Source organism: Flavobacterium sp. (assembly GCF_003525665.1).
Taxonomy (GTDB): Bacteria; Bacteroidota; Bacteroidia; order Flavobacteriales; family Flavobacteriaceae; genus Flavobacterium.
The window spans coordinates 3,008-10,105 of record NZ_DQDX01000070.1 but is presented as its reverse complement, the minus strand read 5'-3'; the positions used below and the strand labels follow the sequence as shown (position 1 = coordinate 10,105).

Below are 7,098 nucleotides of genomic sequence, written 5' to 3'. Positions count from 1 at the left end.
ACACAAAATTCTCAAGGTGAATAAAACAAAAATAAGCATTATATATATTAAACTATCATTATTGTAATGGTAGTTTTTTTTTTGAAAACACTTTTGTACTTTTGAAGAATATCAAAAAGCAAATTTTGAAATTTACATACTCACTATTCTTTATTTTACTTATCCTTGCATGTTCAAAAAATAAGGAGAAAATTGTTTCTGATAAAGTAACCTTAGATAGTATATCTTACTATTTGAGTATGTCTAAAGATGAGAAATCTAAATTTGAAGATAGAGTTGTTGCAAATGATAATGCTTTTCGATATAGTCAAGAACTAGACAATACTCAGAGAAATAGAGATACTTTGTTTACAATTCTTTTTCAATATTATAAGTTAAAAGACTGGAAAAATTTTGATAAATTGTCAAAAAATTTATTGTTAAAATCAATATCAAGTAATGATAGTCTTAATTTAGTAAAAGTATATCGTTATAAAGCGGGAAAATTTAAAAATACAGGTGTTTTTGATAGTTCATATTATTATTATCAAAAGGCAGAAAAAATCTATTTTAAACTTAATGATAAATTAAACTATGCAACTGTTCTGTTAAATAAAGGTATAGTTCAATCTATTGCAAGTGATTTTTTAGGAGCAGAACTATCTTTAATCAAAGCATATTCTATATTTAAAATGTCTGATGAAAATCAGCAACTATTCGAAACATTAAATCAATTAGGTGTTGTTTATATTGAATTAAAAGAATACGAAAATGCTGTAGAATACCATAATAAGGCATTAAATGTTGCTAAAATGATTGACGCTAAAAATAATGTCAACTTACAAGCAATTAGTTTAAATAATATTGGTTTTATTTATCAAAGTCAAAAAAAATATAGAAAAGCAATTTCAAATTATCAAAAGGCATTAATTGACAAAAATTTAATTAATGAAAACCCTGAACTTTATGCTAACTTGATCGATAATTTAGCTTACAGTAAATTGAAAATTGAAGACTATTCAGAACTTCCAGACATGTTTTTTTTAGCATTAAAAACACGTGATACCTTAAAACTTTTTTCCTCTTTAGTAGTAAGTAATCTTCATCTTTCAGAGTATTATCAGAAAAGGAATGACTCGCTGTCATCAAAAAAATACGGTGAATTAGCATTAAAAGCTGCAAGAACTTCTAAAAACCCAGTTGATTTAATAATTGCATTAAGACAATTATCTTTGACAGATAAAAAAAATTCTGTAAAATTATCAGCAGAATATACAAAATTGTCCGACAGTCTTCAAATTGCAGAACGAAACTCTAAAGATCGTTTTGCACGTATTCAATTGGAAACCGATGAACTTCGTCAAGAGAATTTTAATTTATTAGAAAAAAATAGAAACATTCTTAGCTACTTTTTTGGTACGGTATTTTTTATTGGGGTTCTTTTTTTAATGAAAAATCAGCGTTCACGCGCTCGTTTATTGGCGCTCAAGCAAGCCCAACAACAAGCCAATGAAGAAATTTACAGGTTAATTATTTCGCACCAAAACCAACTAGAACTTGGTAAAGATTTAGAGAAAAAACGATTGTCTAAAGAATTACACGATGGCGTTTTAGGAAGATTGTTTGGTTTAAGATTAAGTCTTGATGGTTTAAATAGTTTTGATGATGAACAAGCCAAGAAAGAACGATTGGAATATTTAAACGAACTCCAATTAATAGAACAAGATCTACGCGAAATATCGCATGAGTTAAGTAGAGAAACTTCGTTGCTAATCAATAACTTTGTTGCCATCATCAATAGCTTGATCGAGCAACAAGCCAAAGTAAATAATGCCAACATAAAAGTTATAATTAGCGAAAATATAGATTGGGATAAAATTTCTAATATTATAAAAATCAACTTATACCGTATTCTTCAAGAAGCATTGCAAAACATCAACAAACATGCTGGCGCCAAAAATGTATTGGTTCATTTTAGAAAAGACACTGAAGAGAATTTATTATTTAACATTGAAGACGACGGAAAAGGATTTGATACCAACATCAAGAAAAACAAAGGAATCGGAACCAAGAATATGGTATCTAGAGTACATCAATGTAATGGCTCAATTGATATTAAATCGGAAATTGGTAAAGGTTCGAAAATAATTATTATCTTTCCGCTTGAAAATTCAAACTTTAAAGTATAACGTATTATGTCCCAAAACATTAATATTTTAATTGTAGATGATCATCCTTTTATTATTATTGGCTATCAAAACGCCATTACGAGATTTCCTAATAAAAAGTACTCCTTTACAATTACCAAAGCCAGCGACTGCAAAACTGGTTATGAAGCCATAATGAATCCCGAAGGAACTGTTTTTGATATTGCACTACTTGATATCAGTATGCCAGTTTATGAGGAAAAAAACATGCAAACTGGCGAAGACTTAGCCAAACTTCTCAAACAAGTTTCTCCAGATTGCAAAACGGTGATACTTACTATGCACTCAGAAGGTTTAAAAGTTCAAAAAGTTATAGAAGAGATTGATCCACTCGGATTAATTATAAAAAATGACTTAACCTACGATAATATGATTTTGGCTTTGACTACAATTTTAAAAGGCGAACAATATTATAGCGACTCGGTTATAAATTACTTAAACCAAATGCAGAAAGAAAAAGTGTATGTCGATGTTTTCGATAAAAAAATTCTACACTTTATAAATAAAGGTGTTGTTGCAGAAGATGTTGCACTTTATATTCCGCTTTCATCAGCTTCTGTGCGAACTAGAGTAGAGAACATGAAAGAGCTTATTGGTAAAAAAGGTTGTACCAACGAAGAGTTAATAAAAGAAGCCAAAGAAAATGGCATGATGTTGAAATAAAAAAAATCCTCTTGAACGATAAATTTAAGAGGATTTTTTAGTTTTTTATTCTTCCAAAGCATTCCAACCACGAGCTTTCAGCGGAATTTTAGTATTGGCTCTTGTTATCAAATGCGTTCCTTCGCTTTCACCAACCATATGTCCGATAACGGTGAAATTTGGATTGGCTTTTATTTTATCAAAATCTTCCATAGCAATGGTAAACAATAATTCATAATCTTCTCCACCATTTATAGCAACAGTTGTTGAATCAATATTGAATTCCTCACAAACATTGATAAACTGCGGATCAACCGGAATTTTTTCTTCGTATAAATTACAACCTACTTTTGATTGCTTGCAGATATGAATAATTTCAGAAGATAATCCATCCGAAATATCAATCATGGATGTTGGTTTTACTTCTAATTTCGATAATAATTCTTTAATATCATGTCGCGCTTCTGGTCGTAATTGTCTTTCTATCAAATAAGTATAAGCATCTAAATCAGGTTGATTGTTTGGATTTACCTGAAACACTTGCTTTTCACGCTCCAAAACCTGCAATCCCATATAAGCGGAACCCAAATCGCCAGAAACTACTAACAAATCACCTTCTTTTGCGCCGCTTCTGTAAACAATTTCGTCTTCATTTGCTTCACCAATGGCTGTAATTGAGATAATCAAACCTTTTTGTGACGAAGTTGTGTCGCCACCAATAACATCAACATTGTAAAATTTAGAAGCTAATGAAATTCCGTCAAATAATTCTTCCAATGCTTCCAACGGAAAACGGTTAGAAACAGCAACCGAAACTGTAATTTGAGTTGCTTTAGCATTCATCGCACAAATATCAGAAACATTTACTACAACAGCTTTGTAACCCAAATGGCGTAATGGCATGTAAGCTAAATCAAAATGTACACCTTCAATCAGTAAATCAGTTGAAACGACTACTTTTTTATCTTTAAAATCTAAAACAGCAGCATCATCACCAATACTTTTTATAGTTGAGGTGTTTTTTACATCAAAATTTTTTGTCAAATGGTCTATCAATCCAAATTCGCCCAATTGCGAAAGTGATGTTCGTTGCGGATTTTTATCTTCTATCATGTTGCAAAGGTAAGAAAGATTAACGATTGCTGATTAACGATTTTTGATTTTTGAAATAATATTAACTACGTCAACGAGATTGGAATTTGGAATTTAAAACATTGGTATTTCTATACTGATTGGAATTTGGAATTTATTAATTTGGAATTTAAAAATTATGCACATAGAATTATCTAAAGATAAATTATATTTTAGTATTGGTGAAGTTGCCGAAGCATTTGGCGTGAATGCATCGTTGATTCGTTTTTGGGATAAGGAATTTGACATCTTGAAACCAAAGAAAAATGCTAAAGGAAATAGAATGTTTACGCAGGACGATGTGAAGAATTTGCAATTGATTTATCATTTGGTAAAAGAACGCGGATTTACACTGGAAGGTGCTAAGACGCATTTGAAAGAAGGTCAGAAAAAGACTTTGGATAAATATGATATTATTTCGAAATTAGAAGGAATAAAAGCTGAATTAACCAACATAAAAAACCATTTATAAAATGAATAGAGAAAAACTAATTTACGCAAGTTTTGCTGGTTCCTTTATTTTATCAATAATTGGAGCTTTGATTAAAATAATGCATTGGGGAAATGCAAGTGTTTTGTTAGGAATTGGAATTTTTGCTTTAGCAGTATTTGTATTTGCTGCTTTATATGAAATTTTCCAATCGAGCAGAATTAAAACCAGTGAAAAAATTATGTGGCTAGTAGGATTTTTAGCCTTAGGATGGTTTGCAGGTTTGGTATATCTTTTGCTAGGAAGAAAAAGAGTTGTAACAAATCGAGATTTTAAATTAAAACAAACATTATAAATCAATAAACAAAAATCAATAATAAACTTAAAAACAAATAGAAATTATGAGAAAATTTTTGCCTTGGATAATTTTAGCTGTAGTAGTATTATTTGGATACTTCTACTTTAAAGGAATTAATAATACAGCTGTAACTCTTGAACAAGATGTGAAGGAAAGTTGGGGTAATGTACAAACGTCTTACCAAAGAAGAAATGACCTTATTGGAAATTTAGTAAAAACAGTTCAAGGTGCTGCAGAATTTGAAAAAGGAACTTTAACTGCAGTTATTGAAGCACGTGCAAAAGCAACTTCTATGACTATTGATCCAACAAATATCACACCTGAACAATTAGCACAATTTAACCAAGTTCAAGGTGGAATGAGCAGTGCATTATCAAGATTATTGGTAACTGTAGAGCAATATCCTAGCTTGAAAGCCAATGAAAATTTCTTGAAGTTACAAGACGAATTGGCTAGTACAGAAAATCAAATTTTGACAGCAAGAACTCGTTACAACGAAGCAATTAAACCTTACAACAATCACGTGAAAGTGTTTCCAAATAGTATTTTTACTGGTTGGTTCGGATTTAAAGAAAAACCTTTCTTTGAGGCAGTTGTTGGTGCAGATAAAGCTCCAGATGTAGAATTTAACTTCGACAAAAAAGAAGCAAAATAATGTCTAAAGTAGAAGATTTTTTAACTAAAGCCGAAGAAGCTGAAGTCGTTGAAGCGATTCGATTGGCAGAAAAAAATACTTCTGGCGAAATTCGCGTACACTTAGAAAAAGAAACCTCCATTGCTCCTATTGAACGAGCAGTGGAAGTTTTCCATGAATTGGGAATGGACACAACCCAACTTAGAAATGGCGTTATCATTTATGTTGCTGTAAAAAGTAGAAAATTTGCTATTTATGGAGATCAAGGTATAAATGACAAAGTGGAAGACGATTTTTGGGATTGTACCAAAGACATCATGGTAAATCATTTTAAGACAGGAAATAACGTTCAGGCATTGGTTGAAGGAATTCATAATGCTGGCGAACAATTAAAAAAATATTTCCCATTTGACGAGAATGACGCTAACGAACTTTCTAATGAAATATCAAAAGGATAAATTTATGAAAATTCCAAATAAAAAAATTCCAAATTCCAAATGGATTTTCTATTTCTTTTTGACAATAACTGCACTGTTACAGTCTACTGCTTCTTTTGCACAATTCACAATTCCTCCCAAACCAGAATTTCAAACTTCGGTTTATGATTATGCCAAAGTTTTAAGCGATTCAGAAAAAGCACAATTAGAAAACAAATTAATTAAGTATTCTGATTCTACTACTACTCAGATTGTTGTAATTACTATCGAAAGTTTAAAAGGTGAAGATATTGGAATTCTTACCCCAAAATGGGGACAAACTTGGGGAATTGGTGGAAGTGAAAAAAATGATAATGGAGTAATCATACTTTTAGCCAAAGAAGAACGAAAGATTTGGATTTCGGCCGGTTATGGACTAGAAGATAGACTAACAGCTGGAATTGGTGGAGAAATTACTCGAAATATCATAATACCAGAATTTAAAGCTGGCAGTTATTACAATGGCTTAGATAAAGGTACAAATGCTATTTTTGATGTATTCAAAGGAAAATACAAAGGCAAACGAGTTGAGAGATCGGATGACGGTGGATTTTTACCAATCTTGGTTTTTATCGTTATTATCGTTGTTGTAATCATTATTGCGTCGAAAAACAAAGGCGGAAACTCTGGTGGAAATTTCGGAAGTGGCGCAAGCCTTCTTGACATTATTATTTTAAGTAATATGGGAAGAAGTAGCGGCGGTGGTTTTGGAGGTTCTTCTGGTGGCGGATTTGGCGGTGGTGGCGGATTCGGTGGCGGATTTGGCGGCGGCGGATTTTCTGGTGGTGGTTCTGGCGGCGATTGGTAATTTCTACAACAAAAAGTACTTTTTAAAAAGGTAAATAGAACATCATTATTTAAAATAAAACGAAAACTTAGAATATTGATAATATGATTTTAACAACTACAAATTCTATAGAAGATTATAAAATTTTAGAATATCTGGGCGTAATTTCAGGAACAGCAGCTAGTATGCAAAAAAACACATTGACTTTCAACATGCAAAAATACTATGAAGGAATAAGTGAAAGTATTGCTGAAGTAAAAGAACAAGCATTTGCAAAATTAAATGCCAATGCAGAAAAATTGAATGCAAACGCTATTGTAGGAATAAATGTTGAAATTGAACTTTCTAATAGTGCTATTATCATTGTAACCGTTACAGGAACTGCTGTTACCATTATTAAAAAATGATTAGCAATGTTATCGTATCGCAGTATCACTTGCTAGTAAAAACAATT

9 protein-coding genes are annotated in these 7,098 nt (G+C 31.2%); 8 read left to right on the top strand and 1 reads right to left on the bottom strand.

Annotation, left to right across the window (positions count from 1 at the left end; all coding sequences use genetic code 11):
* The first annotated feature begins 125 nt into the window (after positions 1-125).
* Positions 126-2,168, top strand: a complete 2,043-nt coding sequence (locus DIU01_RS04970) for a tetratricopeptide repeat-containing sensor histidine kinase (RefSeq protein ID WP_290832137.1) — start codon at positions 126-128, stop codon at positions 2,166-2,168.
* A 6-nt stretch (positions 2,169-2,174) separates the two neighbouring features.
* Positions 2,175-2,849, top strand: a complete 675-nt coding sequence (locus tag DIU01_RS04965; RefSeq protein WP_290832136.1) for a response regulator — start codon at positions 2,175-2,177, stop codon at positions 2,847-2,849.
* A 45-nt stretch (positions 2,850-2,894) separates the two neighbouring features.
* Here DIU01_RS04965 and thiL read toward each other — a convergent pair whose 3' ends face one another.
* Positions 2,895-3,941, bottom strand: a complete 1,047-nt coding sequence (gene thiL, locus DIU01_RS04960) for a thiamine-phosphate kinase (protein WP_290832135.1) — start codon at positions 3,939-3,941, stop codon at positions 2,895-2,897.
* Positions 3,942-4,098: 157 nt separating this feature from the next.
* On the opposite strand from thiL, the gene DIU01_RS04955 reads away from it, so the two are divergent.
* The 6 genes from DIU01_RS04955 to DIU01_RS04930 all read left to right on the top strand — a co-directional run bounded on the left by DIU01_RS04955 (position 4,099) and on the right by DIU01_RS04930 (position 7,051).
* Positions 4,099-4,431 (top strand): MerR family transcriptional regulator, encoded by a 333-nt coding sequence (locus tag DIU01_RS04955; protein WP_290832134.1) that lies wholly within the window; start codon positions 4,099-4,101, stop codon positions 4,429-4,431.
* A 1-nt stretch (position 4,432) separates the two neighbouring features.
* Positions 4,433-4,744: a PLDc N-terminal domain-containing protein gene (locus DIU01_RS04950; RefSeq protein WP_290832133.1), complete on the top strand. Its 312-nt coding sequence runs from the start codon at positions 4,433-4,435 to the stop codon at positions 4,742-4,744.
* A gap of 46 nt (positions 4,745-4,790) precedes the next feature.
* Positions 4,791-5,402 carry a LemA family protein gene (locus DIU01_RS04945; RefSeq protein WP_290832132.1) on the top strand — a complete coding sequence of 204 codons (612 nt, stop codon included), beginning with the start codon at positions 4,791-4,793 and terminating at the stop codon, positions 5,400-5,402.
* The gene (locus tag DIU01_RS04940; RefSeq protein ID WP_290832131.1) at positions 5,402-5,839 is read left to right on the top strand and encodes a TPM domain-containing protein; all 438 of its coding nucleotides are present in this window, start codon (positions 5,402-5,404) and stop codon (positions 5,837-5,839) included. The genes DIU01_RS04945 and DIU01_RS04940 overlap by 1 nt, the downstream gene beginning before the upstream one ends.
* A gap of 4 nt (positions 5,840-5,843) precedes the next feature.
* Entirely contained in the window at positions 5,844-6,665 is an 822-nt protein-coding gene (locus DIU01_RS04935; protein WP_290832130.1) for a YgcG family protein, read from the top strand.
* An 83-nt stretch (positions 6,666-6,748) separates the two neighbouring features.
* Positions 6,749-7,051, top strand: coding sequence for a YbjQ family protein (locus DIU01_RS04930; RefSeq protein ID WP_290832129.1), 303 nt, complete (start codon positions 6,749-6,751; stop codon positions 7,049-7,051).
* Positions 7,052-7,098 lie beyond the last annotated feature (47 nt).

What these genes read in the sequence shown, in the direction of transcription:
- DIU01_RS04965 (WP_290832136.1), top strand. Translation starts at nt 2,175, where the DNA reads ATGTCCCAAAACATTAATATTTTAATTGTAGATGATCATCCTTTTATT.
- thiL (WP_290832135.1), bottom strand. Translation starts at nt 3,941, where the DNA reads ATGATAGAAGATAAAAATCCGCAACGAACATCACTTTCGCAATTGGGC.
- DIU01_RS04955 (WP_290832134.1), top strand. Translation starts at nt 4,099, where the DNA reads ATGCACATAGAATTATCTAAAGATAAATTATATTTTAGTATTGGTGAA.
- DIU01_RS04950 (WP_290832133.1), top strand. Translation starts at nt 4,433, where the DNA reads ATGAATAGAGAAAAACTAATTTACGCAAGTTTTGCTGGTTCCTTTATT.
- DIU01_RS04945 (WP_290832132.1), top strand. Translation starts at nt 4,791, where the DNA reads ATGAGAAAATTTTTGCCTTGGATAATTTTAGCTGTAGTAGTATTATTT.
- DIU01_RS04940 (WP_290832131.1), top strand. Translation starts at nt 5,402, where the DNA reads ATGTCTAAAGTAGAAGATTTTTTAACTAAAGCCGAAGAAGCTGAAGTC.
- DIU01_RS04935 (WP_290832130.1), top strand. Translation starts at nt 5,844, where the DNA reads ATGAAAATTCCAAATAAAAAAATTCCAAATTCCAAATGGATTTTCTAT.
- DIU01_RS04930 (WP_290832129.1), top strand. Translation starts at nt 6,749, where the DNA reads ATGATTTTAACAACTACAAATTCTATAGAAGATTATAAAATTTTAGAA.